The organism is Serratia sp. ID 25-353 (genome assembly GCF_054792795.1).
Genome location: NZ_CM139236.1, coordinates 1,130,268 through 1,155,895, shown reverse-complemented (window position 1 = coordinate 1,155,895; position 25,628 = coordinate 1,130,268). Strand labels below are relative to the sequence as shown.

At 60.8% G+C, this 25,628-nt stretch carries 29 protein-coding genes; 8 read left to right on the top strand and 21 right to left on the bottom strand.

Annotated features, from left to right (window positions below; translation table 11 throughout):
• Window positions 1-12 precede the first annotated feature (12 nt).
• The 3 genes from fliQ (at window position 13) to sra (ending at window position 1,547) form a co-directional block, all read left to right on the top strand.
• Entirely contained in the window at window positions 13-282 is a 270-nt protein-coding gene (gene fliQ / locus ACYF6X_RS05540) for a flagellar biosynthesis protein FliQ (protein ID WP_004934803.1), read from the top strand.
• Window positions 283-284: 2 nt separating this feature from the next.
• Entirely contained in the window at window positions 285-1,067 is a 783-nt protein-coding gene (gene fliR, locus ACYF6X_RS05535) for a flagellar biosynthetic protein FliR (protein ID WP_004934804.1), read from the top strand.
• Between the two features lie 345 nt (window positions 1,068-1,412).
• Complete coding sequence (sra, locus tag ACYF6X_RS05530; RefSeq protein ID WP_175089935.1) at window positions 1,413-1,547, top strand: stationary-phase-induced ribosome-associated protein; 135 nt, start codon at window positions 1,413-1,415, stop codon at window positions 1,545-1,547.
• A 273-nt stretch (window positions 1,548-1,820) separates the two neighbouring features.
• Here sra and flgL read toward each other — a convergent pair whose 3' ends face one another.
• From flgL to flgB, 11 genes are all read right to left on the bottom strand, one after another.
• The gene (gene flgL / locus ACYF6X_RS05525) at window positions 1,821-2,780 is read right to left on the bottom strand and encodes a flagellar hook-associated protein FlgL (RefSeq protein WP_063990258.1); all 960 of its coding nucleotides are present in this window, start codon (window positions 2,778-2,780) and stop codon (window positions 1,821-1,823) included.
• Window positions 2,781-2,839: 59 nt separating this feature from the next.
• Window positions 2,840-4,489, bottom strand: a complete 1,650-nt coding sequence (flgK, locus tag ACYF6X_RS05520) for a flagellar hook-associated protein FlgK (protein WP_130018225.1) — start codon at window positions 4,487-4,489, stop codon at window positions 2,840-2,842.
• Window positions 4,490-4,690: 201 nt separating this feature from the next.
• Complete coding sequence (gene flgJ, locus ACYF6X_RS05515; protein ID WP_049200258.1) at window positions 4,691-5,635, bottom strand: flagellar assembly peptidoglycan hydrolase FlgJ; 945 nt, start codon at window positions 5,633-5,635, stop codon at window positions 4,691-4,693.
• Entirely contained in the window at window positions 5,635-6,735 is a 1,101-nt protein-coding gene (locus tag ACYF6X_RS05510; RefSeq protein WP_038876847.1) for a flagellar basal body P-ring protein FlgI, read from the bottom strand. Before ACYF6X_RS05510 ends, flgJ begins: the two co-directional genes overlap by 1 nt.
• A 145-nt stretch (window positions 6,736-6,880) precedes the next feature.
• On the bottom strand, window positions 6,881-7,582 hold the full coding sequence (flgH, locus tag ACYF6X_RS05505; RefSeq protein ID WP_130018244.1) for a flagellar basal body L-ring protein FlgH: 702 nt from the start codon (window positions 7,580-7,582) through the stop codon (window positions 6,881-6,883).
• A gap of 83 nt (window positions 7,583-7,665) precedes the next feature.
• On the bottom strand, window positions 7,666-8,448 hold the full coding sequence (flgG, locus tag ACYF6X_RS05500) for a flagellar basal-body rod protein FlgG (protein ID WP_004934819.1): 783 nt from the start codon (window positions 8,446-8,448) through the stop codon (window positions 7,666-7,668).
• 18 nt (window positions 8,449-8,466) lie between these two features.
• Window positions 8,467-9,222, bottom strand: a complete 756-nt coding sequence (locus ACYF6X_RS05495; protein ID WP_025303261.1) for a flagellar basal body rod protein FlgF — start codon at window positions 9,220-9,222, stop codon at window positions 8,467-8,469.
• 12 nt (window positions 9,223-9,234) lie between these two features.
• Window positions 9,235-10,458 (bottom strand): flagellar hook protein FlgE, encoded by a 1,224-nt coding sequence (gene flgE, locus ACYF6X_RS05490; protein ID WP_063990261.1) that lies wholly within the window; start codon window positions 10,456-10,458, stop codon window positions 9,235-9,237.
• A gap of 54 nt (window positions 10,459-10,512) precedes the next feature.
• On the bottom strand, window positions 10,513-11,190 hold the full coding sequence (flgD, locus tag ACYF6X_RS05485) for a flagellar hook assembly protein FlgD (RefSeq protein WP_016927297.1): 678 nt from the start codon (window positions 11,188-11,190) through the stop codon (window positions 10,513-10,515).
• 12 nt (window positions 11,191-11,202) lie between these two features.
• Window positions 11,203-11,607 (bottom strand): flagellar basal body rod protein FlgC, encoded by a 405-nt coding sequence (gene flgC / locus ACYF6X_RS05480; RefSeq protein ID WP_004934826.1) that lies wholly within the window; start codon window positions 11,605-11,607, stop codon window positions 11,203-11,205.
• Between the two features lie 5 nt (window positions 11,608-11,612).
• Window positions 11,613-12,026: a flagellar basal body rod protein FlgB gene (gene flgB, locus ACYF6X_RS05475; protein WP_033634995.1), complete on the bottom strand. Its 414-nt coding sequence runs from the start codon at window positions 12,024-12,026 to the stop codon at window positions 11,613-11,615.
• Between the two features lie 160 nt (window positions 12,027-12,186).
• Between flgB and flgA the strand changes: the two genes are divergently transcribed.
• From flgA to ACYF6X_RS05450, 5 genes are all read left to right on the top strand, one after another.
• Window positions 12,187-12,840, top strand: a complete 654-nt coding sequence (flgA, locus tag ACYF6X_RS05470; protein ID WP_063990262.1) for a flagellar basal body P-ring formation chaperone FlgA — start codon at window positions 12,187-12,189, stop codon at window positions 12,838-12,840.
• Between the two features lie 129 nt (window positions 12,841-12,969).
• Window positions 12,970-13,281, top strand: coding sequence for a flagellar biosynthesis anti-sigma factor FlgM (gene flgM, locus ACYF6X_RS05465; RefSeq protein ID WP_130018224.1), 312 nt, complete (start codon window positions 12,970-12,972; stop codon window positions 13,279-13,281).
• Between the two features lie 39 nt (window positions 13,282-13,320).
• A complete protein-coding gene (locus tag ACYF6X_RS05460; RefSeq protein ID WP_063990264.1) occupies window positions 13,321-13,755 on the top strand; it encodes a flagella synthesis protein FlgN in 435 nt (144 codons plus the stop codon).
• A 229-nt stretch (window positions 13,756-13,984) separates the two neighbouring features.
• A complete protein-coding gene (locus ACYF6X_RS05455) occupies window positions 13,985-14,356 on the top strand; it encodes a type II toxin-antitoxin system RelE/ParE family toxin (protein WP_063990265.1) in 372 nt (123 codons plus the stop codon).
• Entirely contained in the window at window positions 14,353-14,655 is a 303-nt protein-coding gene (locus ACYF6X_RS05450) for a helix-turn-helix domain-containing protein (RefSeq protein WP_033632742.1), read from the top strand. The genes ACYF6X_RS05455 and ACYF6X_RS05450 overlap by 4 nt, the downstream gene beginning before the upstream one ends.
• A gap of 2 nt (window positions 14,656-14,657) precedes the next feature.
• On the opposite strand, the gene ACYF6X_RS05445 is transcribed toward ACYF6X_RS05450, so the two are convergent.
• The 10 genes from ACYF6X_RS05445 to cheW form a co-directional block, all read right to left on the bottom strand.
• Complete coding sequence (locus ACYF6X_RS05445) at window positions 14,658-15,062, bottom strand: flagellar protein FlhE (RefSeq protein ID WP_130018223.1); 405 nt, start codon at window positions 15,060-15,062, stop codon at window positions 14,658-14,660.
• Entirely contained in the window at window positions 15,062-17,140 is a 2,079-nt protein-coding gene (gene flhA / locus ACYF6X_RS05440) for a flagellar biosynthesis protein FlhA (protein ID WP_126179689.1), read from the bottom strand. Before flhA ends, ACYF6X_RS05445 begins: the two co-directional genes overlap by 1 nt.
• Complete coding sequence (flhB, locus tag ACYF6X_RS05435) at window positions 17,133-18,284, bottom strand: flagellar biosynthesis protein FlhB (protein WP_015378261.1); 1,152 nt, start codon at window positions 18,282-18,284, stop codon at window positions 17,133-17,135. The genes flhA and flhB overlap by 8 nt, the downstream gene beginning before the upstream one ends.
• Window positions 18,285-18,449: 165 nt before the next feature.
• Window positions 18,450-19,094: a protein phosphatase CheZ gene (gene cheZ / locus ACYF6X_RS05430; RefSeq protein ID WP_130018222.1), complete on the bottom strand. Its 645-nt coding sequence runs from the start codon at window positions 19,092-19,094 to the stop codon at window positions 18,450-18,452.
• 10 nt (window positions 19,095-19,104) lie between these two features.
• Entirely contained in the window at window positions 19,105-19,494 is a 390-nt protein-coding gene (gene cheY, locus ACYF6X_RS05425) for a chemotaxis response regulator CheY (RefSeq protein WP_004934862.1), read from the bottom strand.
• A gap of 102 nt (window positions 19,495-19,596) precedes the next feature.
• A complete protein-coding gene (locus ACYF6X_RS05420; protein WP_063990269.1) occupies window positions 19,597-20,646 on the bottom strand; it encodes a protein-glutamate methylesterase/protein-glutamine glutaminase in 1,050 nt (349 codons plus the stop codon).
• Window positions 20,646-21,518, bottom strand: a complete 873-nt coding sequence (cheR, locus tag ACYF6X_RS05415) for a protein-glutamate O-methyltransferase CheR (RefSeq protein ID WP_025159837.1) — start codon at window positions 21,516-21,518, stop codon at window positions 20,646-20,648. The genes ACYF6X_RS05420 and cheR overlap by 1 nt, the downstream gene beginning before the upstream one ends.
• A 37-nt stretch (window positions 21,519-21,555) precedes the next feature.
• On the bottom strand, window positions 21,556-23,172 hold the full coding sequence (locus tag ACYF6X_RS05410; RefSeq protein WP_107226382.1) for a methyl-accepting chemotaxis protein: 1,617 nt from the start codon (window positions 23,170-23,172) through the stop codon (window positions 21,556-21,558).
• A gap of 76 nt (window positions 23,173-23,248) precedes the next feature.
• Entirely contained in the window at window positions 23,249-24,919 is a 1,671-nt protein-coding gene (gene tsr / locus ACYF6X_RS05405; protein ID WP_063990271.1) for a methyl-accepting chemotaxis protein, read from the bottom strand.
• A 195-nt stretch (window positions 24,920-25,114) separates the two neighbouring features.
• On the bottom strand, window positions 25,115-25,615 hold the full coding sequence (cheW, locus tag ACYF6X_RS05400) for a chemotaxis protein CheW (protein WP_025303271.1): 501 nt from the start codon (window positions 25,613-25,615) through the stop codon (window positions 25,115-25,117).
• Window positions 25,616-25,628: the final 13 nt, after the last annotated feature.

Here is a 25,628-nt window from a genome sequence, read left to right as displayed (position 1 = left end):
GGAGAACGCGAGATGACACCTGAATCGGTTATGGCGCTCGGCACCGAGGCGATGAAAGTGGCGCTGGCGCTGGCCGCCCCGCTGCTGCTGGCGGCGCTGATCAGCGGCCTGGTGGTCAGCCTGCTGCAGGCCGCCACCCAGATCAACGAAATGACGCTGTCGTTCATCCCCAAAATTCTGGCGGTGGTGGCCACCATCATCATCGCCGGCCCCTGGATGTTGAACCTGCTGCTGGACTACATGCGCACCCTGTTCAGCAACCTGCCCACCCTGATCGGCTAACCGTGCTCACCTTCGACAGCGCCCAGCTCACCGTCTGGCTCAGCCACTATTTTTGGCCGCTGCTGCGCATTCTGGCGCTGATCAGCACCGCGCCGATATTCAGCGAAAAGCAAATCAGCAAAAAGGTCAAAATCGGCCTTGGCGGGCTGATCGTCATTCTGATCGCGCCAACGCTGCCCGCCAGCAATATCCCGATCTTCTCCGCCGCCGGCCTGTGGCTGGCGATTCAACAGATTCTGATCGGCGTGGCGCTGGGATTGACCATGCAGTTTGCCTTCGCGGCGGTGCGCCTGGCGGGCGAAGTGATCGGCATGCAGATGGGCCTGTCGTTCGCCACCTTCTTCGATCCCAGCGGCGGCCCGAACATGCCGGTGCTGGCGCGCCTGCTCAACCTGCTGGCGATGCTGCTGTTCCTCAGCTTCGACGGCCATCTGTGGCTGATTTCGCTGCTGGCGGACAGCTTCCACACCCTGCCTGTCCAAACGCAGCCGCTGAACGGCAATGGCTTCCTGGTGCTGACCCAGGTCGGCTCGCTGATCTTCATCAACGGCATGATGCTGGCGCTGCCGCTGATCTGCCTGCTGTTGACGCTGAACATGGCGCTCGGCTTGCTCAACCGCATGACGCCGCAGCTGTCGGTCTTTGTGATCGGCTTCCCGGTCACCATGACCTTCGGCATTATGACGCTGGGCATGATGATGCCGATGCTGGCGCCGTTCTGCGAGCATCTGTTCGGTGAAATCTTCGACCGGCTGGCGGCGGTGATCGGCGGCATGACCTTCTAAGCCCCCTCCTTTCCCCCTTTTCCCCTGAGACAAAATGGCAATAAAAACGCTTTCCTGGGACAAAAGCCTGAGAAACGTCTTTTATCCGGATTAAGGTTCAAATGTCTCCGGCGGCTTGAATAAATAAAACCCCGACATAGAATAGACCCGGTAACAAAAAATATCGCCTGCATCTCCTTATTTTCCTGCAGCGATAAAGTACGTTTATCTTGAGTAAAAAATAAAAATAACGCAGTCACGCAGGGTTAAATGCGCGACAGATAACTTATACCTTGAATAAATGCGTCCGGCGCCTGCCGGCTGCAGGGCGCAGCATCGACCTTTACTAACCACAGGAGCGAGAAAATGATTAAAGCGAAAAGCAACCGCAAGGCGCGCCGGTTATTCGGTTTGACCCACTGGAAAAGCAACAAATTTAGCGTTTCTTTTACCGAGACGGCCGACGGTGGAAAATGGAAAGTGGTGAAGAAAAAGAAATAATACCGCTATTGAACATCAGGGAAATAATATCCCCTCACGATTTTTCCGCCGCTGAGTTCAATCATGCCGTTGCGCATTAAGCAGGGGTGACAATCTTATTATTTCTTTCCTGATGAAAAAAAGGCGCGTCGCCCAGTCAGTAGTGGGAGAACGAGCGACGCGCCAAACGAGTGCGCCCGGTTTCAAGAAGCCACCCTCCCCGCGGGGCGGAGAGGGTATTTTCTAAGCACACTAAAGGGAAACCCGTCGCGGTCAGGCAACGGGGTATTGCTCTTAACGATTCATCTGGAACAGCGACATGCCCTGCATATCGCTGAAGGTTTTATACGACGCCTGCAGCGCCGCCTGCTGCATGAAATAAGACGAGATAGACTCGGCCAGGTCGGCATCCGTCAACGCGCTCATCTGCACCTGGTTGGTCATGTCTCGCTCTTTGCCGATGCTGTCCAGCTGATCCATTTCCTGCAGCTGGCTGCCCAGCTCGGCGCGCACGCTCAGCACGTTGTTGTAAGAGTTGTCCAGGCCGCGGTTGGCTTTCGCCAGCGCATCGTTCACCTGCTGCTTGGTGGCCTCATCGGCGCCCTGCAGCGGGATTTTCAGCGCGTTCAGCGCGATATCGATACTCTCGAACACGTTGCTGACCGGCGCGCTGCCGTCCGGCTCAGGCTTCGGGTTGCTGGTCAACGACATGAACACCGCGTTGCCGGTATGGCCGATGGTCATGGTGCGGTTGGCGTCCACTTTCTGCTGAACCGTCTTGTCCCCGCCCTGATAACTGACGGTGCCGCCGTTGTCGACGAATGGCGCCTTGTCGTTCACATATCCGCCGAACATATAGCGGCCGTTGCCGTCGGTGCTGTTGGCCTGGTTCAGCAGCTGATCTTTCAGCCCCTGCAGCTGGGTGGCCAACGACTGACGGTCGTTATCGCTTTCCGTGCCGCCGGCGTTGACGATCAACGCCTTCATGTCCGCGATAGTGGACGTCGCGCCGGCCAAGACCGTTTCTTCCATCGACACGTTTTGGCGAGCGAAGGTGCGCGCCAGCGTGTATTGGCTGTTTTCCGCCTGCGACTGCGACAACATCACCGCGCGCGACGCCGCCAGCGGATCGTCGGACGGGTTGATCACCCGCTTGCCGGAGGAAAGCTGCTCGGCCGCCTTCATGAACAGCGACTGGTTGCCCGTGATGCCGTTCATGTTCTGTTGGTACATCATGCTGGTGCTCATGCGCATGCTGTGGGTTCCTTACTCTGAGCGACCGGCGCCGTTATCGGTGCCGGTTAACAATAAAATCAACGAATATTCAGCAGCGCGTCGAACAGCGAGCTGGCGGTCTGAATCACCTGCGCGTTGGCCATGTAGTACTGTTGGAAACGCAACAGCTCACCGTACTCTTCGTCAAGGTTGACGCCGGACATCGACTGCTGTTGCGCGCCCAGTTGCGTCACGATCTTGGCCTGCGACGTGGCAATGGCCTTGGCGGCAGCGGTCTGGTTGCCGACGCCGCTGACGATGCCAGCGTAAGCGCCGCTCAGGGTCGCCTTGCCGTCCACCAGGTTTTTGGTTTGCAGATCCAGCAGCTTCTTGGCGTTTTCGTTATCGCCGCGGCCGCTGTCGTCTTTACCGGCGGCGGCGATCTTGGACGAATCGGTGATGGCCACTTTCAGGTTACCCGCCACGTCGCTGACCGGCTTCACGGTGAAGCTGTCTTTGGCCTGCGCATTGCCGTCGATGCTCACTTCCAACCCGTCGAAGTTCAGCGTCGGTTTGCCGTCCGCGCTGGTGCCCGGCGTGGCATTGACTTTCACGTTGTCCGGCAGGCGGCTGACCTGCCAGTTGCTGCCGTCGAACTCGACGCGGTAATCGTTGGCCTTCACCTTGCCGGTGTCGGTGTAAGCGACCGACAGCGACGCGTCGCCGGTGTTACGGGTGTTATCCACCACCCGGCCGCCGCTGAAGCTGAAGAAGTCGCCGCCCGCATCACCGTTCAGATCGAAACCGGCGCGATGCTGCTGATTGAAGCTGTCCGCCATCGCCAGCGCCAACTGGCCCAGCTGATTGCGCACGCCATCCAGCGTTTCGCTGCGGAATTTCAGCACGCCGCTCAGCGTACCGCTGGTGATCTGGCCTTCCGGCACTTCGCTGGCGCCATTGCCGCGGTTATAACCGATGGTCAGACGGGAAGGATCGCTGTTGGAAGGCACGGCTTCCACCTGATAGGTGTTGCTGCCCTGCACCAGGGTCAAACCGTTGGCAAAGGAGACGGTATACGCATCGCCGTCCTGTTGCGTGACCTGTACGCCCACCAGTTGGTTCAGCTCGGTGACCAGCTGATCGCGCTGATCCAGCAACGCATTCGGCTCGCCGCCGGCGCTGCCGCGCAAACGGGTGATCTCGTCGTTCAGCTTGGCGATCTGTTGGCCGTAGCTGTTAATCTGCTGCGCCGTATCGCTGATCTGCTGATTAACGCCGTTGTCCATGTCGCGCAGGAATTTGTCGGTGTTGTTGAACTGGTTCACCAGGCCGTTGGCCTTGCCCAGCACCGTCTGGCGCGCGGCGTCGTCACCGGCGTTGCTCACCAGGTTCTGCAGGTTGGTGAAGAAATCCTGCATGTTGGTCGACAGCGGGTTGGTTTTGCTCGCCAGCAGGTTATCGATCTGCGAAATCTTCTCGTAATAGGCGTTTTGCGCCCCGAACGCGCTTTGCGCGCCGCGCAGCTGGTTGGTGATGAACTGGTTGTACTCGCGGTTGACGCTGGTGACGGTCACGCCGTTGCCGATAAATCCGCTCATGGTGGCCATGCCGCCGTTCTGCGCCAGGATCGCGGTCTGGCGGTTGTAGCCCGCCACGTTGTAGTTGGAGATGTTGTTGCTGACGGTACTGAGCGCCACCTGAGCCGCATTCAGCCCGCTCATCGCGGTATTGATTAAGCTATTGGACATCGGAATTCCTTATGCTGCGGCGCCGGTGGCCCACAGGGTTCTAATTGAGCTGCTGAGCCTGTTCGCTCAGCCTGTTTCGGTTATCGGCCAAAATGGGAAGAACTTGAGAAAAAAAAGCGGCAATGCGGTCAGCAGCCAGCCTTCATTACCGCCTATTCCCTAAATAATTGGCGCCGCTGCGGCGTCAAGAATGACGGGGATTTAGAACAAATCTTTCAGATCGTGGGTGTAAGCTTTCACCGCCTGTTCCCCCGCGTTCTTCATCTGCTGAATCACGCTGACCAGTTTGCTGGCGTACTGCGGATCGGTGGCGTAGCCGGCGCGTTGCAGCGCATGCGCCGCCTGCTCCGGGCTGCGCGCAGCGGCCACGTCGGCGTAGCGCGGGTTGTTGGTCAGCAGTTTGACGTAATCGGCGATCGCCTCGACGTACGAGCCGTAGACGCGGAACTTCGCCTTCACCTTCTTCGCCGCGCCCTGTTCGAACTCGGTGGTGGTGATCTCCGTCACCGGCCCGTTCCAGCTGCCGCCGGCCTTGATGCCGAACAGGTTGTAGCTCGGCGTGCCGTCTGAGGTCGGGATCTCGCGTTGCCCCCAGCCAGACTCCAGCGCCGCCTGCGCGACGATCAGCTGATGCGGAATGCCGCTCTGCTGGCTGGCGACCTTCGCCGGTATCGACAGGCGAGCGACGAAGTTGCCGTTGTTGAGCGACAGCGGCGCGGCGGCAGGCGGGGCTTTCGGCATCGCGCGGCGCACCATCTGCTCCAGCGCCTGGTTCGGCAACGTTTGCAGCACCTCGTTGTCCAGCGCCATCGGCGACAGGCCCGCCGTTTCGCTCGGCACCGTGTTGGCGTTGCTCATCTGCTTGACCATCATGTCGGCCAGCCCCAGCCCTTTTTGCGACATCTGCTGGGCGATTTGCTGGTCGTACATCGAGGTATAGAGCCGCGTTTGATCGCTGCTCAATACCCCGTCCTGCGGCAAGGCGGAACGCATGCTTTTCAGCATCATCTGCACGAACATGCCTTCTACCTGCTGGGCCACCTGCTTGAGGTTGCCCTGCGGGTCGGCCGCCGCATCGCGCTTGAGGCCATTCAGCGCCTGGGCGTCATAGGCCGCGCCCGACATCGCCATCAGATCGCCGGCCATCAGATGATTTCCAGCTTGGCGCGCAGACAGCCGGCGCTCTGCATCGCCTGCAGGATCGACATCAGATCGATCGGCGTGGCACCCAGCGCGTTCAGCGCGCGGATCACGTTGTTCAGGTTGGCGCTGGCGTTCACCTTCTGCAGCGATCCGCCCTGCTGTTGCACCGAAATCTGGGTGTTTGGCGTCACCACCGTCTGGCCGCCGCCGAACGGCGTCGTCGGCTGGCTGACGGTGTTCTGCCTATCGACCACCACCGACAGGTTACCCTGGGCGACGGCGCAAGAGTCGAGGATCACATCGCGGTTCATCACCACCGAACCGGTGCGCGAGTTGATGATCACTTTGGCGTCCATCGCCCCAACGTTGACGGTGATGTTTTGAATCTCCGCCAGGAAGCGCACCTGAGAGCTGTTGCCCTGCGGCACCAGCACCTGGATCGTGCGGGCGTCGAGCGGCGTCGCGGTGCCGCCGCCGCGTTGGCGGTTGATGGCGTCGCTGATCTGCTGCGCCAGCGTGAAATCTTCGTCGTTTAGCTGCAGGTTGAGAACGCCACCGCTGCCGAAGGTGGTCGGCAGCTCACGCTCGATGGTAGCCCCGTTGCTGATGCGCCCGCCCGCCAGCTGGTTGACCTGCACGCTGCTGCCGCCGGCCGCCGCGCCCGCGCCGCCGACCAGCACGTTGCCCTGCGCCAGCGCATAAACCTGGTTATCCACGCCTTTGAGCGGCGTCATCAGCAGGGTGCCGCCACGCAGGCTCTTGGCGTTGCCCATCGAAGAAACCACCACGTCGATGTTCTGCCCAGCGCGTGAGAACGGCGGCAGTTTGGCGGTCACCATGACCGCCGCCACGTTTTTCAACTGCATGTTGGTGCCCGGGGGCACGGTGATGCCCAGCTGCGACAGCATGTTGCTCAGGCTTTGGGTGGTGAACGGCGTCTGCATGGTCTGGTCGCCGGAGCCGTCCAGCCCCACCACCAGGCCGTAGCCGATCAGGGCGTTGTCTCGCACGCCCTGCACCGTCACCAGATCGCGGATGCGCTCCGCCGCCGCCGGCAGACTCATCGTTCCGATCAGCAAAGCCATCAGGATTTTTTTTGTCATTAGAACCTCATTCGCCTTAGCCAAAAGGCGTTATTGTCGCAGGCAGTTTGAGGGCGGACAGCGCGCAGGAAACGGAGCGTACACGCAGTACGTGACGTTTCCGAGCACTGCCCAACCTCAAAATGGCAAGTAAAATAGCCTGTACTCAAAACGGTGAAACATTTAAGAAGAAGCGCTGCAGCCAGCCCATGGTCTGCGCTTCGTTGATATAGCCATTGCCGACGTATTCGATGCGCGCGTCCGCCACCTGCGTCGAAGTGACCGAGTTGTTGCCGCTGATGGTGCGCGGGTTGACGACGCCGGAGAAGCGGATGAATTCGGTGCCCTGGTTGATGGCGATCTGCTTTTCCCCCACCACGTGCAGGTTGCCGTTGGTCAGCACCTGGTTGACCGTCACCGTAATGGTGCCGTTAAAGGTGTTGTTGGCGTTGGCGCCGCCCTTGCCGCCGAAGGTACTGTCACCGGAAATGTCCATATCGGCGCGCGCATTGCCCAACAGGCCGTCGAGGTAACGCGGCGAGGTGGCGACGCCGAACTTGCTGGCGCCGTTGCGGCTGGCGTTGGCGGAGGAGCTTTTGCTGGCGCTGACGTTTTCCTGCAGCACGATGGTCAGGGTGTCGCCGACGTTGCGCGGACGGCGGTCTTCGAACAGCGGCTGATAGCCGTAGTTCATCGGCTGCACCGTCTGGAAGATCGAGCCGTTCGGCATCGGCGCGCTGGCCGGCGCGGGCTGCGCCGTGGTCGCGCCGTCCACCAGCGATTTGTGCGGGATATAGGCGCAGCCGCTCAGCGTCAGCATCACCATTCCCGCCAGCCAGCGTTGTCCCTGCCGCGGCAGGATTGCCATCGAATATGTGGTTACCACGGGTATCGCCTTTGTTTCACGAAAGAGAATGACGGGCGCGGCAAGCCGGGCCCGTCAATGACAGATTACAGTTGCGTCAGCTTTTGCAGCATCTGATCGGAGGTCGATACCGCTTTGCTGTTGATCTCGTAAGCGCGCTGAGTCTGGATCATGTTGACCAGCTCTTCCGCCACGTTGACGTTGGAGGTTTCCACGTAACCCTGATACAGCAAGCCGGCGCCGTTCAGCCCCGGGGTGCTCTCGTTCGGCGCGCCCGAGCTTTCGGTTTCCTGATACAGGTTCTCGCCCACGCTCTCCAGACCGCTGTCGTTGACGAATGTGGTCAGCGTCAGTTGGCCCACCTGCTGGGCGGCGGTTTGCCCCTGCTGGGTGACGCTGACGATGCCGTCGCGGCCGACGGTGATGGACAGCGCGTTCGCCGGAATGGTGATCGCCGGCTGCACCTGGAAACCGCTGGAGGTCACCAGTTGGCCGTTCTGATCGATCTGGAACGACCCGTCGCGGGTATAGGCCTGGGTGCCGTCCGGCAGCATCACCTGGAAGAATCCCTGCCCCTTGATGGCGACGTCTTTGCTGTTGTTGGTCTGCGACAGGTTGCCCTGGCTGTGCAGGCGCTCGGTCGCCACCGGACGCACGCCGGTACCGATCTGCAAACCGGAAGGCAGCGTGGTCTGCTCGGAGGACTGCGCCCCCGGCTGACGCATGGTCTGGTACAGCAGATCTTCAAATACCGCACGCTGGCGTTTGAAGCCATTGGTGCTGACGTTCGCCAGGTTGTTGGCGATCACGTCCATGTTGGTCTGCTGCGCATCCAGACCGGTTTTGGCAATCCATAAGGATGGAATCATCGGTTATTTCCTTGCTGCTTAACTCATTGAGAGCAGTGAGTTGGCACGCTGTTCGTTTTCATCCACGCTGTGGATGACCTTCATTTGCATTTCAAAACGGCGGGCGTTGGCGATCATGTCGACCATAGTCTCCATCGGCTTGACGTTGCTGCCCTCCAGTACGCCCGGCATCACCCGCACCTGCGGGTCGTTTTGCAACTGATTGCCGCGCTGCTGTTGGGTTTCCGGCGTCAGGCGGAACAGCCCGTCGTCACCGCGCATCACTTCGCGAGCATCGGCTTTCACCAGCTTCAGACGGCCGATCTGCGCGATGGTGTTCGGCGGATCGCCGGCGTTCAGCGCCGAAATGGTGCCGTCGGCCGCGATGGTGATCTCCGCCGACGGCGGCACCTCGATCGGGCCACCGTCACCCATCACCGGCAATCCCTGCACCGTCAACTGCCCGGTGGAGGAAATCTGAATGTTGCCGTTGCGGGTATAGGCCTCACCGCCACCCGGCAGGCTCACCGCCAGGAAACCGTCCTGCTGCAGCGCCACGTCCAGCGGACGCGCGGTGTAGTTCAGCGCCCCCTGGCTCATGTCGGCGCCCGGCGTCGAGGCGGTCACCAACGTGCGCGTTGCCAGGCTCGGCCCGTCGACCGGCACCGCGCGCAATGCGGCGAGCTGGGCGCGAAAACCCGGCGTCGACGCGTTGGCCAGGTTGTTGGCGGTGATGGACTGCTGCTCCAGCGTTTGGCGCGCCGCGCCCATCGCGGTATAAATCGCGTGATCCATAACTTGGCCCTATTAGCGCAGGCTAACCAGCGTCTGCAGTATGGAGTCCTGCGTCTTGATGGTCTGGGCGTTGGACTGGTAGTTACGCTGCGCGACGATCATGTTCACCAGCTCCTGGCTCAGATCGACGTTGGAAGATTCCAGCGCGCCACTGGTCAGCTTTCCTAAGCCGCCGCCGCCCGCAAGACCGACACGCGGCTGGCCGGACGCGCCGGTTTCCTGCCAAACGTTATCGCCCTGCGACGCCAGCCCTTCCGGGTTGGAGAAGTTAGCCATGACGATCTGGCCCAACAGCTGGGTCTGCTGGTTGGAATAGACCCCCATGATGGTGCCGTCGTTGTTGATCTGATAGCCCGTGTATTCACCGGCGGCATAACCGTCCTGCGATACTTTGCTCACCGAGTCGCTGCTCACGTTCTGCTGCATGCTGCCAGCGAAGCTCAGGGTAAAGTTTTGCGCCGGCGCACCGTCTTTGGCGGTCATCGGGATCACCATGCTGAACTCGCCCGGCGCACCGTTGGTGCTGGTGGTTTTCACCAGGCTGCCGCTGGTGTTGAACTCCATGGTGCCGGCGTTCACTGGCGCGGCGCTACCATCCTGGGTATAGACCTGCCACTTGTTGTCTTCAGTCTTCACGAAGTAGGCGTTGATGTTGTGCGCGTTACCCAGAGAATCGTAGGCGGTGATGGTATTGGTATAGTTGTAGCTGTCCTGTTTGGTCGGATCGAAGGTCTTGTTTTTCGGCACTTCATGGGTCGACATCAGGTTGGCGACCATCTGGCCGGAGGTGGACGCCTTGGCGTTCATCATGCCTTCAGGAATGCTCAACGGCACCGGGTTGGCGCCCTGCTGAATGGTCGGTGGGGAGCCGGCCGCCGGGTAACCGGTCAGCTGCAGGCCCTGCATGTTGGTCAGATTGCGATTTTCGTCCAGCTTGAACTGGCCGTTGCGGGTATAGAAGATGCCGCCGTCTTTATCCTGCATGCGGAAAAAGCCGTTGCCGTTGATGGCCACATCCAATGAACGGCTGGTGCCGGTGGTGGTGCCGCCCTTGAAGTTCTGGGTGATGCCGGACACTTTAACACCCAGCCCGACCTGCGAACCGGCGAACATGTCGGCGAAGGACACGCTGCCGGATTTGAAGCCCGCGGTCGCGGAGTTGGCGATGTTGTTACCGATCACATCAAGGTTGGTTGCTGCCGCGTTCAAGCCGCTGACTGCCTGAGAAAAAGCCATGTTATTCTCCGAATAGTGGTCAGGCTATCGTCCGATTGAGCCTGATGCTTGGGGTTATAAGATCTGTCGCACGTCTTCCAGGGTGGCGTTGCCCGCCAGGCCAAGATCCAGCTTGGCGCCGTTGCCGTCGCGGATCACGCCGTTGACCAGCCCGAAGTGCAGGCTACGCGCCACCAACTGCTCGCCGTTGCCTTTGGCGTTAATCGCCACTTTGTAGGCGCCGTCTGGCGCGGTAGAGCCGTCATCCAGCGAACCGTCCCAGGTGAAGGCATGCACGCCGGCGGTCAGGCCGCCGATTTCGATGGTGCGCACCACCTGCCCGCTGGCGTTGGTGATGGTGGCAGTCACCTGATCGGCGGCGCGCTCCAGTTCCACGCCGAACGGCGTGGTGCTGACCTTGCCGTCCTTGCTGCCGACCAGAATGTTGTTGCCCGGCACCATTACGCCGTGACCGATCAGCGCAGTCGCCTGCAGCGACTGGTTGCTGTTGATCTGACCGGAGATCGATCCCAGCGTGGTGTTGAGTTTTTCGATACCCTGAACGGTGTTGATCTGCGCCAGCTGCGAAGTCAGTTCGTTGTTCTGCATCGGATTGGTCGGATCCTGGTTTTTCAACTGCGCCACCAGCAGCGTCAGGAAGCTGTTGTGCAGATCCTGGCTGTTGGTATTTTTGCTGTTGTTACCGATGACGGTGTTGTCCAACGACTCGTTCGTGGTTGCGGCAATAGCCATGGGAACCTCCGGTTACTGACCCAGTGTCAGGGTTTTCATCATCATCGACTTGGTGGTGTTGAGCACCTCGACGTTGGCCTGGTAGCTGCGGGAAGCGGAGATGGTGTTGACCATTTCCCCCACTACGTCGACGTTCGGCATGCGCACGTAGCCCTTGGCGTCCGCCAGCGGGTTGCCCGGCTGGTACACCAGACGCTCGGGCGCCGGATCGTCCACCACCTGGGCGACGCGCACGCCGCCGGTCGGCTGCCCAGGCGCCGCCGCGACCTGGAACACCACCTGTTTGGCGCGGTAAGGCTCGCCGTCCGGGCCGGTCACGCTGTCGGCATTGGCCATGTTGCTGGCGCTGACGTTCATGCGCTGGGATTGCGCCGATAGCGCCGAGCCGGAGATATCAAAAATGTTCAGTAAAGACATGCGCCTTATCCTTGTTGCAGCACGGACATCATCCCTTTGATCTGCCCGTTGAGCAGCGTCAGATCGGTCTGATATTTCAGGCTGTTATCGGCAAAGTTGGTGCGTTCGCGATCCATGTCCACCGTGTTGCCGTCCATCGACGGCTGGTCCGGTACCCGGTACAACAGATCGAGCTGCGGCGGCTGCAGGGTTTGCGCCGGGATGTGGCGCGCCGCCGTCAGGTTCAGCGACATGCCGTTGCCGTTGACGCGCCCTTGTTCCAGCACTTTGTTCAATTGGCTGGCGAAATCGATATCCCGCGCCTGATAACCCGGTGTGTCTGCGTTGGCGATGTTGGCGGCCAGAATTTCCTGCCGCTGGGCGCGCAAGTTCAGCGCCTCTTGGCCAAAGCGCAGAGCCGCGTCCAGTTTGTCGAGCATGCTCCCTCCGCGAGGTTAGAATTTGGAGTCGACAGGATAAACGCCCCCTGCGCCACCCTATCGCGGGAATAGACGCAAAATGGGGCGCTATTTATCTGCTTAGCCTGCGCGCGCTGCGGGTACACTTACGCGTATCCCGATGAAGCTTGAGAAGATGACGATGAAAGGTAAAATGCTGCTGCTTATCGGCCTGCTGTGCAGTCTGAACGCGCGCGCCGACGATCTGGCGACGCAAATCGAAAGCTTCATCCAAGGCAAGTTCACCGGCGAGCCGGTGCAGGTGAAAGTGCGGGTGCGCACGCCGCCGGCCCAGTGGCCCGCCTGCGAACTGCCCCAGCTGTCGCTGCCGCCCAACGCGCGGATCGGCGGCAACGTCAGTATTTCGGCGCGCTGTGGCCAGGAGCGGCGTTTTATCCAGACGCAGGTGCAGGTGTTCGGCCGCTATTTGGTTTCGGCGCGCGGCATCAGCGCCGGCAGCCGGTTGACCGCGGCGGATCTGACGTTGAAAGAAGGCCGGCTCGATACCCTGCCGCCGCGCGCGCTGACCGAAACGGGCAAAGCGTTGGGCGCCGTCAGCCTGCGCAACATCAGCCCTGGCCAACCGCTGACCCTCGCCATGCTGCGCCGCGCCTGGATTATCAAGGCGGGGCAATCGGTGCAGGTCAACGCGCAGGGCGAAGGATTCAACATCAGCGGGTCGGGCAAGGCGATGAACAACGCCGCCGCCGAAGACAGCGTGCGCGTGCGGATGGCGTCCGGGCAGATCGTCAGCGGCGTGGTCGGAGACGACGGCGCGATTCGCATTACGTTATAAAAAAGTAAAGGTTCCGCAAACCTTGCCGATAAGACAAATCAAGCAGCATTTTATTGGCCACCAGGGCCGCAAAACTTTCATTGCAGCGTCGTCGCCCGCCAGCGGTCACGGCGTAAACGGAGATGGACCATGAGTATCGATCGCACCCAGCGGTTACAGCCGGTTTCCACTGTGCAACCGCGTGAAACCCCGGCCGACAACCCGCTCCAGCCGCGTAAGGCCGCCGTGGCCGAAACGGCCGTCAGCGGCACGCAGGTCAAACTGAGCGAGGCGCAGGCGCGTCTGATGCAACCGGGTTCCCAGGATATCGATATGGGCCGGGTCGAGGCCATCAAGCAGGCGATCCGCAGCGGCGAACTGAAGATGGACACCGGTAAAATCGCCGACGCGCTGCTGCAAGACGCACAGAGCGATATTCAATGGATCGCCGGACGCGACTGACAGCGCGCGGCGAGTAGCGGTAAAGGATAAGTCATCACTATGGAAAACCTGGCACAACTGCTGGACAAACTGTTGGAAACGCTGCGGGCGCTCAATGGCGTGCTGGAGGAAGAGCACGACTTGCTGTGTTCCGGCCAGTTGCCCGGCGTGGCATTGCAGCGCGTCACCGATGCCAAAAGCCAACTGCTGGCGACGGTCGCCTACCTCGAGCAACAGCGTCTGGGGCAGGAAAAAGCCTGCGGGCAACGCGCGCCCTATTCCAGCCATGCGTCTCTGGCCGATCGCTGGCAGCGCATTCAATTGCTGAGCCAAACGCTGCGCGAAAAGAATCAGCACAATGGCTTGCTGCTCAATCAACAGATCGACCATAACGCGCAGGCGCTGGCCATCCTCAGCAAGAACAACAAATCGCTGTATGGCCCGGACGGCCAGTCGCACGCCGGCAGCCTGCTCGGCAGAAAAATCGGCGTCTAACCCCCTGATTTCGCCCGGTGTGCGCAGCGCCGGGCGCGGGTTTCCCCGGTTATGCGCGCCCTCTCGCATTTTCTTCTTTTTGCTTTCTGAATTCCCTTAACGTTATGCGCCAGGCTGCGCAGAACGGATATTTGCCTGTTCCCCATCACTCTCTATTTCGTCATCTTAGCTCGGTCGTTAAACATCTTGATCTGTACCCATTAAGGGTATATTTTCACACGGAGAGTGAATGACCGACATTTATCTCACAAAAGCCTTCCAGACATTTGCCGGCGACGAACGCATTAGTGACGCCACGATAGTGAAAGCGGCACGAGAGATGCAAAATCAGTTGTACGACGCCAATCTCGGTGGTTGCGTTTACAAAAAACGCATCGCCCGGATGGGGAGTGGAAAACGGCGCGGGTATCGGGTATTAATCGCAACGGCAGATGAAGGCAGGATCTTTTTCATGTATGGCTTTGCCAAAAACGAAAGAGACAACATCAATCAGGAGGAGTTAATTTCCTGGCGGCATTTGGCGGCGCTGTATCTGGATTATTCACCATTCAGACTGTATCAGCTGGTCAACTGCGGGGAATTAATAAGGTTACAACTATGAGCAAGATGCTGAAATCGATCCACCAGGAAGTTCAGGGCCTGCACCGCGCCGGTTTCGTCGACGACGTGACCATGCGCACCTTCGACATGCTGTGCCTGCGGCCGGTGAAACAGTTCGGGCCGGCCGAGATCCGCGCGCTGCGCGAACGGGAAAACGTCAGTCAGCCGGTGTTTGCGCTGTATCTCAACGTCAGCAAAAAGGCGGTACAGAAATGGGAGCGCGGCGAAGCGCAACCGAATTCCGCCGCAATGAAGCTGCTGACGCTGGTGGAACGCAACGGCCTGCAAATTCTGGCTTGATCCTACTGATAATTGACGATCACCTGATTGCCAATCACCCGCAGCGGCGGGTTCAGCCCGCCTTGCGACTGCACGTAATAGACAAAGCGCAATTCCGCATTGGCCGGTTCGCCCTGCAGACCGTTGCTGCTGCCGCTGCCGCCGCCCAGCGGAATGCAGCGGTTTACCGTACACAGCTGGGCCTGCAGCCCCACCGGCTCCGGCCCCAGTAAACGATAGCGCCAGCTGACGCTGGTGATGCGCGCATCGGCATCCGGCAACGCGTTCGGCGGCCGCAAACCGGCGGATTCATCGCGCATGCCGCCCTGTTCCAACGTCACGCCCGCCCCTTCGGCCACCCAGGAACCGGACACCGCGCCGGCAGTCAACGGCGTCAGCAAACACAACACGAACAGACAGCGTTTCATCAGGCGGCTCCAATGGTCGACGTCATGCGAATCTGGCGATCGTCGTTGATTTCGAGGTTGGACAACACCACGATCTGCGGCAGGCTGCGGCGCAGGAAGCGCGCCAGCAAGGCCCGCAGCGCATGGTTGACCAGCAGCACCGGCGGCGCGCTGAGCATCTCTTGCCGCTGCAGCGCCTGGCGCGCCTGATCCAGCAGGCGATCGGCCAGCCCCGGCTCCAGACCGCCACCGCCCTGCAACGCCTGCAGCAACAAACGCTCCAGTTGGGTATCCAGACCGATGACCTGAATCTCGCCGTTGCCCGGGAACCACTGCTGCGTGATCGCCCGGCCCAGCGCCACCCGCACCACGGTGGTCAGCTCATAAGGATCGCTTTGCGCCGGGGCATGCTCCGCCAGCGTTTCGACGATGGTGCGCATATCGCGGATAGAGACGCGCTCGGCCAGCAGGTTTTGCAGCACCTTGTGCAGCGTGGTCAGTGATACCACGCCCGGCACGAAGTCTTCGGTCAGTTTCGGCATCTCCTGCGACACGCGATCCAGCAACTGTTGGGTTTCCTGGCGGCCAAACAGCTCGCTGGCGAACTGGCCGATCAGGTGATTAAGATGCGTCGCCACTACGGTGCTGGCTTCCACCACGGTAAAGCCCTGGATCTGCGCCTGCTCGCGCAATGCGCTGTCGATCCACACCGCCTCGAGCCCAAAGGCCGGATCGACGGTTTTGTCTCCCGCCAGCTCCCCCACGGCATTGCCGGGGTTGATCGCCAGCCAGCGGCCCGGCTGCGCTTCACCGCTGCCGATCTCGACGCCTTTCATCAGGATGCGGTAGCTGGCAGGCGGCAGTTCCAGGTTGTCGCGAATGTGTACTACCGGCGGCAGATAGCCCATGTCCTGCGCAAATTTCTTGCGAATACCGCGGATACGCCCCAGCAGCTCACCGTTTTGTTGAAAATCGACCATCGGAATCAACCGATAGCCCACCTCCATCCCCAGCGGGTCTTCCAACTGCACGTCGGCCCAGCTGGCTTCGGCGGCCTGCGGGTTCTCCGGCATCACCGGCGCCTCCACCGCTTTCGGTGCCTGTTGTTCACGGCCGCGCAGCCACCAGGCCAGGCCCAGCAAAGCGGCGGTAAACAGCAGGAACACCAGGTTCGGCATGCCCGGTACCAGGCCCAACAGCCCCAGCACCCCGGCGCTCAGCAGCATCACGCGCGGATTGTTGAACAGCTGGCCCACCATCTGCTCGCCGACGTCCTGATCGGTCGCGACGCGGGTGACGATAACGCCGGCGGCGGTGGAGATCACCAACGCCGGGATCTGCGCCACCAGGCCGTCGCCGATGGTCAGCAGCGTATAGCTTTCCGCCGCCGCTCCCAGCTCCATGCCGTGTTGCACCACGCCGACCAACAGGCCGCCGACCACGTTCAGCACCATAATCATCAGGCCGGCGATGGCGTCGCCGCGCACGAATTTACTGGCGCCGTCCATTGAGCCGTAGAAATCGGCCTCTTGAGTGACTTCGGCGCGGCGTTTCTTCGCTTCGTCCTCGCCGATCAACCCGGCGTTCAGGTCGGCGTCGATCGCCATCTGCTTGCCCGGCATGCCGTCCAGGACGAAACGCGCGCCCACTTCGGCGATACGCCCGGCCCCCTTGGTGATGACCATGAAGTTGATCAACACCAGGATGATGAACACCACGATACCGATGGCGAAGTTGCCGCCCACCAGGAAATGGCCGAAGGCCTCCACCACGCGGCCGGCGGCGGCGGAACCGGTGTGCCCTTCCAGCAAGATGATGCGTGTCGACGCGACGTTGAGCGACAAACGCAGCAGCGTGGAGAACAGCAGGATGGTCGGGAAGGCGGCGAATTCGAGCGTGCGCTGGGTGAACATCGCCACCAGCAGCACCATGATCGACAGCGCGATGTTGAAGGTAAACAGCAGGTCGAGGATAAACGCCGGCAACGGCAACACCATCATCGACAGGATCAGCAGGATCAACACCGGGCCGGCCAACACCTGCCACTGCGTATCTTTAAAATTGCCCGGCAAACGAAGCAGGGAGGCCAAATTAGCCATCAGAGTCACTCTCTTTTGCAAAATCCAGTGCTTCCGGCACCGGTAAACGTTCAGGTTTTTTCGGGATCAGGCCGCCCTCGCGCCGCCAGCGGCGCAGTTGGTACACCCAGGCCAGCACTTCGGCGACCGCGGCATACAGGGTGGCCGGGATATGTTGTCCAATCTCGCTGTGCCGATACAGCGCGCGCGCCAGCGGCGGCGCCTCCAGCATCGGGATGCGATGCTCAGCACCGAGCTCGCGAATGCGCAAGGCGATTTCGCCGGCCCCTTTGGCCAGCACCTTCGGCGCGCTCATTTTTTTGTCGTTGTACTGCAACGCGACGGCGTAGTGCGTCGGGTTGGTGACGATCACGTCCGCCTTGGGCACATCGGCCATCATGCGGCGCCGGGCGATCGCCCGCTGCTGCTGACGAATGCGCCCCTTGACGTGCGGGTCCCCTTCCTGGTCTTTGAATTCGTCGCGAATATCCTGCTTGGTCATCTTCAGCTTTTTGAAGTGGCTCCACAGCTGGTAGAACACGTCGAACGCCACCATCGGCGTCAATCCCAGCACCACCAGAAAACCGCAGAACAGAATCATCTGCAGCGCATTGCCCAACGCGTCGAGCGGCTGCTGGGTCATCAGATGCAGCATTGCCGCCCAGTTATGCCAGAGATAGAGGCCGGTCACCCAGCCGACCAGCGTCGCTTTCAGGATCCCTTTCAGCAGCTCGGCCAGCACCTGGCTGGAAAAGATGCGCTTCAACCCGGACAACGGGTTCAGCCGCTTCAAATCGAATTTGATCGACTTGCCGCTGAACAGAATGCCCCCCAACAGCATCGGCGCGGCGAGCGCCACCAGCACCAGCCCCGCCATGATTGGCAACAGCGCCAGTACGGCCTGGCGCAGCAACATGCCCAGCTGGCGCAGCATCTGTTTATCGTTGCTGACCATGCCGTGGTCGAAGTTCAAACCCTGCGTGAGCATCGCCGCCAGCTGTTGCGCCATGTTGCTGCCGGACATCAGGATGATCGCCAGGCCTGAGAGCAGCATCAGTACCGAGGTCAGTTCGCGGGAACGCGGGATCTGGCCGTCTTCACGCGCCTTCTCCAGCCTGTGGGGCGTGGGGGCCTCGCTTTTTTCCAGATCGCTGTCTTCAGCCACGAAACGCCGTTCCTGTGTCGGGAGGGTAAAGAATGGCGGTCAGCATGCCAAAAAATTGGCGATGTCATTGACGGAACAACGGGGAAAAAGGCGGGTTATTTAGGGGATGAAACGAAAACTGCGTGGAATGGTGTCGGGGCGCGCCGTCGCGCGCCCCGAAAAGCCTTAGAAACCGAGGCTGTCGAGCAGATCGTCGACCTGCGCCTGGTTGGCGATCACGCCGACGCCGTTCTGGTCGAGCTGCGGGCCGTTCAGCAGGCTGTCGTTCGGCCGTTTTTCCTTCACCGGCTGCTCCGGCATGTTTTCCATCAGCACCATCAGCAGCTGCTTTTCGATCTCCTGCACCACGTCCATCATGCGCTTGATCACCTGACCGGTCAGATCCTGGAAGTCCTGCGCCATCATGATTTCCAGCAGCTGGGCATTGGTGAAGCCCGTATGGCCCGGCACCTGATCCAGATACTGGCGCGTGTCGTTAACCAGAGAACGCGCGTCGTCCAGTTCGATAGGATTGGCGAACCACTCGTCCCAGCGCCCTTTCAACGCGTTCGCGCCGGATTCCAGCTCCGCCTGGCGCGGTTGCGCCGCCTCCACGCAGTTCAACGCCCGTTCCGCCGCCTGCGCCGTCATGGTTACGACATAGTCAAGACGGTCGCGCGCATCCGGTATCGCTTCTGCCGCCTGGGCGATCGCCTGATCGAGCCCCAGTTCACGCATGCTGTCGCGCAGCATTCGGGTCAGTTGGCCGATGCGGGAGATGATCTCTCCCGCGGTCGCTGCATCGCTGGCAGGCATTGGAATGTCTCTCATCGCCCTCTCCTTACATGCCCAATTTTTCAAAAATCTTGTTGAGCTTTTCTTCCAGCGTCGCCGCCGTAAATGGTTTCACTACATAACCGCTGGCGCCGGCCTGCGCCGCCGCGATGATATTCTCTTTCTTGGCTTCCGCCGTCACCATCAGTACCGGCATCGCGGCCAGCGCGCTGTCGGCGCGAATGGTCTGTAACAGTTCGAGCCCGTCCATGTTCGGCATGTTCCAGTCGGACACCACGAAGTCGAAACCGCCGGCGCGCAGCTTGTTCAGCGCATCCGCGCCGTCTTCAGCTTCTTCGACGTTGTTGAAGCCCAGCTCTTTGAGCAGATTTCTGACGATGCGGCGCATGGTGGAAAAGTCGTCCACAACCAGAAATCTGAGGTTCTTATCTGCCATTGTTACTCCTGAAATAGTTAACCGTTTAATGATGCAAAACCGCAGGCCACCGCGCGGCGAACCTGGGTCATATCGCCGCCGGGTAAACCCTGCGGACTAAAATCAAATGCGCAATGCCTGGCCGCCGGAAATCTGCGCCAACATGCGCTGGCTCATCCTGTCCAACTCGACCACTTCGCTGACGCCACCGCTGGCGATCGCTTCGCGCGGCATGCCGAACACCACACAGCTCGCCTCGTTCTGCGCCAGGGTATAGGCCCCGGCGCGGTGCATTTCCAGCATCCCCGCCGCCCCGTCGTTGCCCATGCCGGTGAGGATCACCCCCACTGCATTGCGGCCGGCGTATTGCGCCACCGAACGGAACAACACATCGACAGACGGACGATGGCGGTTGACCGCCGGGCCGTCATGCAGCTTCACCTGATAGTTGGCGCCGCTGCGCGCCAGCTCCAGGTGGCGGTCCCCCGGCGCGATGTAGGCGTGGCCCGGCAGCACGCGCTCGCCGTCCTCCGCTTCTTTCACCGTGATCTGACACAGCTTGTTCAGCCGCTCGGCGAACGAACGGGTGAAACCGGGCGGCATGTGCTGGGTGATCAGCAGCGCCGGGCTGGTCGCCGGCAGCGGCTGCAGCACCTGGCGGATCGCTTCGGTGCCGCCGGTGGAAGCGCCGATGGCGATCAGTTTTTCACTGCTCAGCAGCGGCGCGTGGCTGAGGATCGCCGGCGCAGGGCTGTTGGAACGCTGCGGCAGGCGCGCCTTGGCAGCGGTGCGGATCTTCTCGGCAATCAGCTCGCTGTAGGCCAACATGCCTTCGCGAATGCCGAGCTGCGGTTTGGTCACAAAGTCCACCGCGCCCAGCTCCAGCGCACGCAGCGTGATCTCAGACCCTTTGCCGGTCAGCGAAGAGACCATCACCACCGGCATCGGCCGCAGGCGCATCAGCTTCTCGAGGAAATCCAGCCCGTCCATGCGTGGCATCTCGACGTCCAGCGTCAGCACCTGAGGATTAAATTTTTTGATCAGATCGCGCGCCACCAACGGATCCGGCGCGGTCGCCACCATCTCCATGTCGGCGTGGCCGTTCACGATTTCCGTCATCAGCTGGCGCATCAGTGCCGAATCGTCTACGCATAACACTCTGATTTTACTCATTACCTCTCCTTGGTCAGCCCATACACGGTCTGCCCACGCAAGTAGAAATCCCGACTGATTTGGCTGAAATTCTCGGAGTGGCCGGCGAACATCAGCCCCCCCGGCTTAAGCAAGGGAACGAAGCGGCGCAGGATGCGCTCCTGCGTCGCCTTATCGAAATAGATCATGACGTTGCGGCAAAAAATGGCGTCGAATTGCCCCGGCAGCGCCCACTCCGGCGCCAGCAGGTTCAGCGGCTGGAAGTTCACCCGCGCCGCCAGTTCCGGCCGCACGCGCACCAGCCCCTGATGCGGCCCGGTGCCGCGCAGGAAATAGCGCTGCATTTGGGTCGGCGTCAGGGTGCGCAGATCTTCCTGGCGGTAAACGCCCGCCTCCGCTTTTTCCAGCACCTGCGTATCGATGTCGCTGGCCCAGACCTGGCAACTGCCGGCCCGCTGGCCCAATGCATCGCTCAACGTGATGGCGATCGAATACGGTTCTTCGCCGGTCGAGGCCGCGGTGCTCCAGACGCTGTAGCCGTTCGGCCGCGAGCGCGCGTGTTCCGCCAGGATCGGGAAGTGATGCGCCTCGCGGAAAAAGGCCGTCAGGTTGGTGGTCAGCGCGTTGATGAACGCCTGCCACTCCGCGCTGTTCGGGTCGCTTTCCAGCAGCGCCAGATAGTCGCCGAAATCGTGCAATCCCAACAGCCGCAAACGGCGCACCAGGCGGTTGTAAACCATCTCGCGCTTATGCTCCGCCAGCACGATGCCGGCGCGTTGATAAATCAACTGGCTGATACGGCGAAAATGCACGTCCGACAGCGGCAGGCGCTGCACCATTTGCGTCAACATCGACGCAGTATCCCGGTTAGAAGTTGACGGCGCCTGTTTCATGCCACCTCACCGGGGAAAAACGTGCTGCTTATGCGGTTTAACAATCTTGGGCTTCCTTTACCACAGGTGAAACTGCGTTGCTGCTGTTACCTGGCGCGACGAAGTTATCGTCCGCCAGACGGAATACCGCGACCGCGTCGGCCAGGGTAATAGCCTGCTCTTCCAGCGCGGTGGCGGCAGAAGCGGACTCTTCCACCAGCGCGGCGTTCTGCTGGGTGACCTGATCCATCTGGGTCACCGCCTGCGTCACCTGCTCGATGCCGCGGCTCTGTTCATCCGAAGCCGACGCGATCTCGCCCATGATGTCGGTCACGCGGGTCACCGAACGCACGATGTCCTGCATGGTGGCGCCGGAGTTTTCCACCAGCACCGAGCCGTGTTTGACGCGGCTGACCGATTCATCGATCAGCCCCTTGATCTCTTTCGCCGCCTGCGCGCTGCGGCTCGCCAGGTTGCGCACTTCGCCGGCAACCACGGCGAAACCGCGCCCCTGTTCGCCGGCGCGCGCCGCTTCCACCGCCGCATTGAGCGCCAGAATGTTGGTCTGGAAGGCGATGCCGTCAATCACGCTGGTGATAGCGCCGATTTTCTGCGAACTGTTGGCGATGTCGTGCATGGTGGTCACCACGTCGCCGGCCAGTTCGCCGCCCTTGGCCGCGGTGGCCGAGGCGTCACGCGCCAGCTGAGAAGCCTGCCGCGCATTGTCGGCGTTCTGTTTCACCGTGGCGGTCAGCTGTTCCATGCTGGCGGCGGTTTCTTCCAGCGAAGCGGCCTGCTGCTCGGTGCGGGAAGAGAGATCGTTATTGCCTTCGGAGATCTCCTGCAGGCCGATCAGAATCGACTCCGCGCCGTCGCGCACGGCGCCGACGGTGCCGATCAGCGACTGCTGCGTGCGTTGCAGGCTGGCGAACAGCATGCTGATTTCATTGCGGCCATACACCTGAATCGGCGTCGCCAAATCGCCGGCGGCGATGCGTTCAAAGTGGCTGCGGATTTGGTTCAGCGGCTGTACCAGCATGGTGCGTAACCACCACATGGCGCTGCCGGTTACCACGATCAGCATCAAGACCGCCCCCGCCAGCATCAGGCCCGCCAGCGTGAAGGAGAACTGGTTGGCGTCTCTGGCTTCGCTGATGTCGCCGTTGACCAACTGCAGGTACTGCACGAAGTCGGCTTCGAACAGGTCCTGGGTTTTCTGCGTCGGCTGGTCCATAAACGCCTGCAGCTCCCCTTTCTCCAGGAAGTCGATCAGCTCACGCAGCGCGCCGCGCAGCCGCTCGTAGCTGGCCTTGGTGGTTGCCGTCTGCTGACGCTGTTGCTCACTGCTGCGCTCAACCGCCATGAACTGATTGAAATAGAGATCGGCCTTCTGCAGCGAACTGCGGGCGCTACTCATCAATTCGTTCACCTGCTCCTGTGGCAGTTTCAGCGCCGCACGGGTGCCGGCGCGGTTCAGCGTATTGCGCGCCTGCAACAGCGACACCCAGCTCAGGCTGAGCGAATCGCGCTGCTGGCTGCCAAGGGTGATGATGTCGAGGTTGTGGTTATCGGAACGAAACGCGGAATACGACAGGCCGCTGCTAGCCAACTGCAGAACGCAGAAGGTCATCAACAACAGGAACAAGCTGGTAGAGATACGGATTCGGTTAAACACTGTGAACCTCCTTGCAGCCGGCCGGCGACCGGCCTACGTAGGGAAAAGGGCCTCTGCGAGAGAGGCCCGATACCGGTCAGAACGTTTCCCAGTTATCCTGCAGATCGCTGGCGTTCATTTTCTTATGATTGATTACCGGTGTTACCGTCGCCTTGCTGGTGACAGGCGCTTTAAACTCTTCCTGGCCTTCCGGCCTCAGGCGGAATACCGCCACCGACTGGGTCAGCATGCTGGCCTGTTCTTCCAGCGCCGCCGCCGCCGAGGCGGATTCTTCCACCAACGAGGCGTTCTGCTGGGTCACGCGGTCCATTTCCGCTACCGCCTGGCCAACCTGATCGATACCGCGGCTCTGTTCGTCAGAAGCCGAGGCGATTTCGCCCATGATGTCGGTCACGCGGGTAACGGCATTGACGATGTCGCCCATGGTTTCGCCGGCGCTCTCGACCAATACGGAACCCATATCGACGCGGCTGACCGAGTCTTCGATCAGGCCTTTGATCTCTTTGGCCGCCTGTGCGCTGCGCTGCGCCAGGTTGCGCACTTCACCGGCCACCACCGCGAAGCCGCGGCCCTGCTCGCCGGCACGCGCCGCTTCCACCGCGGCGTTCAACGCCAGGATGTTGGTCTGGAAGGCGATGCCGTCGATCACGCCGGTGATATCGGCGATTTTCTGCGAGCTGCCGGCGATGTCGTGCATGGTCTGCACCACGTTGGCCACGACTTTGCCGCCTTTCTGCGCGGTTTCGGAGGCGCTCAGCGCCAGCTGTGAAGCCTGACGGGCGTTTTCGGCGTTCTGTTTTACCGTGGCGGTCAGTTGCTCCATGCTGGCGGCGGTCTCTTCCAGCGAAGCGGCCTGCTGCTCGGTGCGGGAGGAGAGATCGTTGTTGCCCGCGGCGATTTCCGACGCGCCGCTGTAGATGGCGTCCGCGCCCTGACGCACGCCGCTGACGGTTTCGATCAGTTCGCTTTGCATGTGTTTCAGGCTGGCCGCCAGCACGCCCATTTCGTTGCGGCTGGTGACGACGATCTGCTGAGTCAGGTCGCCGGCGGCGATCTGTTTGATGTGGTCAATCATGCGGTTCAGCGGACGCACCAGGATATGATGGATGCCGGTCCAAACGAGCACGATCACGGCCAACACGACCAGCAACACGATCACCAGCGTCCAAATGGCCGAGGAGAACGACTTGTTGCTGTCTTCTACCGCGCCTTGGTACAGCTTGTCGTTTTGTGCCAGGTAGGTGTTGTAGATCTGCTCGAAGCCGTCCTGATAGCTTTGTGTCGGTTGATCGAAGAAAGCATTGATTTTGCCTTCGCCCAACAGCTGAATCAGTTCGGTCAAAGCACCGTGCAAGATGTCATACTGTTGCTTGAGCTTTTCCGCGGACTGCGCGTCCTGACGCGGATCGAGAGGAATTTTTTCATAGGCGGCGTAATGCTGTTCCGCAACCGTCAGCATGCTCTTCGCCGAAGTCAACAGATCGGTGACGCTGGCACCGCTGCCGATTTTGTTGGTATCCATCATGTAACGAATACCCGCTCGGTTCAGGGTATTACGAGTCTGTAGCAGGTTGACCCAGCTTTCGTTCAGTTCAGACTGCTGCTGACGAATCGTCTGCAGTACGGCAAAGTTCTCTTTATCATTCTTGAGCGAGGAGAAAAAGAGTCCGCCCGAAATCAACTGCAAGGCGCCAAACAACACCAACACCAGCAACAGGCTGGTGACCACCTTCATACGATTTAACATGATTTCCCTTGTTGAAGCCCGCGCAGACAGGCTCTGATGACGTTGAATGTGAGAGTTATCGGCGCCGTGCGGCAAAACTTTATGCGGGAAAGTAACTATTTTTAGTGGGGGTTCCGGGCGCGGCCTGCGGCGTCGCAACAGGTCAAGAAGAGTGATGGATGAAGGGGGCAGCGCCCTGCCCCCTGGGGTCATGAATCAGACGCTTTTCGCCACGCTGTCGACCAGCGACATCTCTTCGCTGCTCAGCAGCTTTTCGATATCCACCAGGATCAGCATGCGCTCGCCCAGCGAACCGAGACCGGTGAGGTATTCGGTCGCCAGCGTCACCGCGAACTCCGGCGCCGGGCGGATCTGCTCGGCAGTCAGCGACAACACGTCCGAAACGCCATCGACCACGATGCCCACCACGCGCTGGCCAAAGTTCAGCACGATCACCACGGTGTTTTCATCGTAAGACACGCTTTGCTGCGAGAATTTCACCCGCAGATCGATGATCGGGACAATCACGCCGCGCAGGTTGGTAACGCCCTTGATGAACGCCGGCGTGTTGGCGATGCGGGTCACCTGATCGTAGCCGCGAATTTCCTGCACCTTGAGGATATCGATGCCGTACTCCTCGTTGCCCAGGGTAAAAATCAGAAACTCTTGCCCTACCGTTTCGCCAGCCAATTTGCTGACGGCTGCCAATCCTGCCATATCATTCACCTTT

Excerpts from the sequence above, each read along its gene's own strand:
- fliQ (WP_004934803.1), top strand. The coding sequence starts at position 13 with ATGACACCTGAATCGGTTATGGCGCTCGGCACCGAGGCGATGAAAGTG.
- sra (WP_175089935.1), top strand. The coding sequence starts at position 1,413 with ATGATTAAAGCGAAAAGCAACCGCAAGGCGCGCCGGTTATTCGGTTTG.
- flgL (WP_063990258.1), bottom strand. The coding sequence starts at position 2,780 with ATGCGCATGAGCACCAGCATGATGTACCAACAGAACATGAACGGCATC.
- flgK (WP_130018225.1), bottom strand. The coding sequence starts at position 4,489 with ATGTCCAATAGCTTAATCAATACCGCGATGAGCGGGCTGAATGCGGCT.
- flgJ (WP_049200258.1), bottom strand. The coding sequence starts at position 5,635 with ATGGCCGGCGATCTGATGGCGATGTCGGGCGCGGCCTATGACGCCCAG.
- ACYF6X_RS05510 (WP_038876847.1), bottom strand. The coding sequence starts at position 6,735 with ATGACAAAAAAAATCCTGATGGCTTTGCTGATCGGAACGATGAGTCTG.
- flgH (WP_130018244.1), bottom strand. The coding sequence starts at position 7,582 with ATGGCAATCCTGCCGCGGCAGGGACAACGCTGGCTGGCGGGAATGGTG.
- flgG (WP_004934819.1), bottom strand. The coding sequence starts at position 8,448 with ATGATTCCATCCTTATGGATTGCCAAAACCGGTCTGGATGCGCAGCAG.
- ACYF6X_RS05495 (WP_025303261.1), bottom strand. The coding sequence starts at position 9,222 with ATGGATCACGCGATTTATACCGCGATGGGCGCGGCGCGCCAAACGCTG.
- flgE (WP_063990261.1), bottom strand. The coding sequence starts at position 10,458 with ATGGCTTTTTCTCAGGCAGTCAGCGGCTTGAACGCGGCAGCAACCAAC.
- flgD (WP_016927297.1), bottom strand. The coding sequence starts at position 11,190 with ATGGCTATTGCCGCAACCACGAACGAGTCGTTGGACAACACCGTCATC.
- flgC (WP_004934826.1), bottom strand. The coding sequence starts at position 11,607 with ATGTCTTTACTGAACATTTTTGATATCTCCGGCTCGGCGCTATCGGCG.
- flgB (WP_033634995.1), bottom strand. The coding sequence starts at position 12,026 with ATGCTCGACAAACTGGACGCGGCTCTGCGCTTTGGCCAAGAGGCGCTG.
- flgA (WP_063990262.1), top strand. The coding sequence starts at position 12,187 with ATGAAAGGTAAAATGCTGCTGCTTATCGGCCTGCTGTGCAGTCTGAAC.
- flgM (WP_130018224.1), top strand. The coding sequence starts at position 12,970 with ATGAGTATCGATCGCACCCAGCGGTTACAGCCGGTTTCCACTGTGCAA.
- ACYF6X_RS05460 (WP_063990264.1), top strand. The coding sequence starts at position 13,321 with ATGGAAAACCTGGCACAACTGCTGGACAAACTGTTGGAAACGCTGCGG.
- ACYF6X_RS05455 (WP_063990265.1), top strand. The coding sequence starts at position 13,985 with ATGACCGACATTTATCTCACAAAAGCCTTCCAGACATTTGCCGGCGAC.
- ACYF6X_RS05450 (WP_033632742.1), top strand. The coding sequence starts at position 14,353 with ATGAGCAAGATGCTGAAATCGATCCACCAGGAAGTTCAGGGCCTGCAC.
- ACYF6X_RS05445 (WP_130018223.1), bottom strand. The coding sequence starts at position 15,062 with ATGAAACGCTGTCTGTTCGTGTTGTGTTTGCTGACGCCGTTGACTGCC.
- flhA (WP_126179689.1), bottom strand. The coding sequence starts at position 17,140 with ATGGCTAATTTGGCCTCCCTGCTTCGTTTGCCGGGCAATTTTAAAGAT.
- cheZ (WP_130018222.1), bottom strand. The coding sequence starts at position 19,094 with ATGAGAGACATTCCAATGCCTGCCAGCGATGCAGCGACCGCGGGAGAG.
- cheY (WP_004934862.1), bottom strand. The coding sequence starts at position 19,494 with ATGGCAGATAAGAACCTCAGATTTCTGGTTGTGGACGACTTTTCCACC.
- ACYF6X_RS05420 (WP_063990269.1), bottom strand. The coding sequence starts at position 20,646 with ATGAGTAAAATCAGAGTGTTATGCGTAGACGATTCGGCACTGATGCGC.
- cheR (WP_025159837.1), bottom strand. The coding sequence starts at position 21,518 with ATGAAACAGGCGCCGTCAACTTCTAACCGGGATACTGCGTCGATGTTG.
- tsr (WP_063990271.1), bottom strand. The coding sequence starts at position 24,919 with ATGTTAAATCGTATGAAGGTGGTCACCAGCCTGTTGCTGGTGTTGGTG.
- cheW (WP_025303271.1), bottom strand. The coding sequence starts at position 25,615 with ATGGCAGGATTGGCAGCCGTCAGCAAATTGGCTGGCGAAACGGTAGGG.